We start from the raw sequence: 1,270 nt of genomic DNA on the forward strand, positions 1-1,270 counted from the left end.
GGTGCGGTCGGTGCGGTCGGGCGGGCCGTGTGGGGAGGGCGGTCGCGCTGTCCATGAGGGGCACCCCGATCGCGTGGGTGGGCGTCGGTATCGGTCCTCGGCCGCTTGCCGATGCGTGTCTGAATTCGCCCCCGATCCAAACCCGTGCAAAAAGGAGGTAAAGCAAGCTGCTCGTCCGACAACGCGGGCCCTTGAGGCAACATCTTGGTGAACGGTGGGCGCCGATGGTGAGATCGGGGGCTCGACCGGGCCGGGAACAGGGACGTTGACGCAGGGGAGTGCAGCCGTGGTGGAGCCGAGGATCGCGGTTGCCGTGGTGACGATGGGGAACCGGCCGGACGAGGTCGACGCCCTGTTGGAGTCCGTGGCGAAGCAGAGCCTGGCGCCCGCGAGGATCGTGATCGTGGGGAACGGCTGCCGGCTGCCGGAGTTCACGGACCGGCTCGCTCTTCCGGGTGAGGTCACGCTGATCGAACTGGACGAGAACCTGGGCTGTCCGGGTGGCCGCAACGAGGCGCTGGCGAAGCTGCGGGAGTTCGGCGACGTCGATGTCGTCGTGGACCTCGACGACGACGGCCTGCTGCCCGACCCCGACACCCTGCGCGGCGTACGGGACCTGTTCGCGGCGGACGACGAGCTCGGCATCGTCGGCTTCCGCATCGCGGACGAGCACGGGGAGACGGCCCGCCGGCACGTCCCGCGCCCCGGGAAGACGGACCCCATGGACGGCGGGTACGTCACCGGGTTCCTCGGCGGCGGGCACGCCCTCAGCATGCGGATGCTCGCGCAGACCGGCGACTGGCCCGCCGAGTTCTTCTTCGCGCACGAGGAGACGGACCTGGCGTGGCGGGCGACCGACGCGGGCTGGAAGATCCTGTACGCCCCCGAGCTGCTCCTCCAGCACCCCAAGACGTCCCCCGCGCGACACGCGATCTACTACCGGGTCACCGCCCGCAACCGCGTCTGGCTGGTCCGTCGCAACCTCCCCCTCCCGCTGATCCCCGTCCACCTCGGCATCTGGCTCGCGGTCACCCTCCTGCGCACCCGCTCCCTCGCGGGCCTGCGCGCGTGGTTCGCGGGCTTCGCGGAGGGCGTCCGCCAGTCGCCGGGGCCGCGCAGGGCGATGAGCTGGCGGACGGTGTGGAAACTGACCCGGCTGGGCCGCCCCCCGATCATCTGAACGCCGATCGTCTGAAGGCGGGGCGTCTGGACGCGGGGCGGCTGAACGCGGGTGGGCTGAACGGCGTTCGCCCACCCGATGTCCCGCCCC

The 1,270-nt window shown here is 71.5% G+C and carries 1 protein-coding gene; it reads left to right on the forward strand.

Annotation, left to right across the window (positions count from 1 at the left end; translation table 11 throughout):
• Positions 1-286 precede the first annotated feature (286 nt).
• On the forward strand, positions 287-1,180 hold the full coding sequence (locus tag AOK24_RS12475; RefSeq protein WP_055720131.1) for a glycosyltransferase family 2 protein: 894 nt from the start codon (positions 287-289) through the stop codon (positions 1,178-1,180).
• Positions 1,181-1,270 lie beyond the last annotated feature (90 nt).

This window comes from Streptomyces niveiscabiei (assembly GCF_001419795.1).
GTDB classification, from domain to species: Bacteria; Actinomycetota; Actinomycetes; order Streptomycetales; family Streptomycetaceae; genus Streptomyces; species Streptomyces niveiscabiei.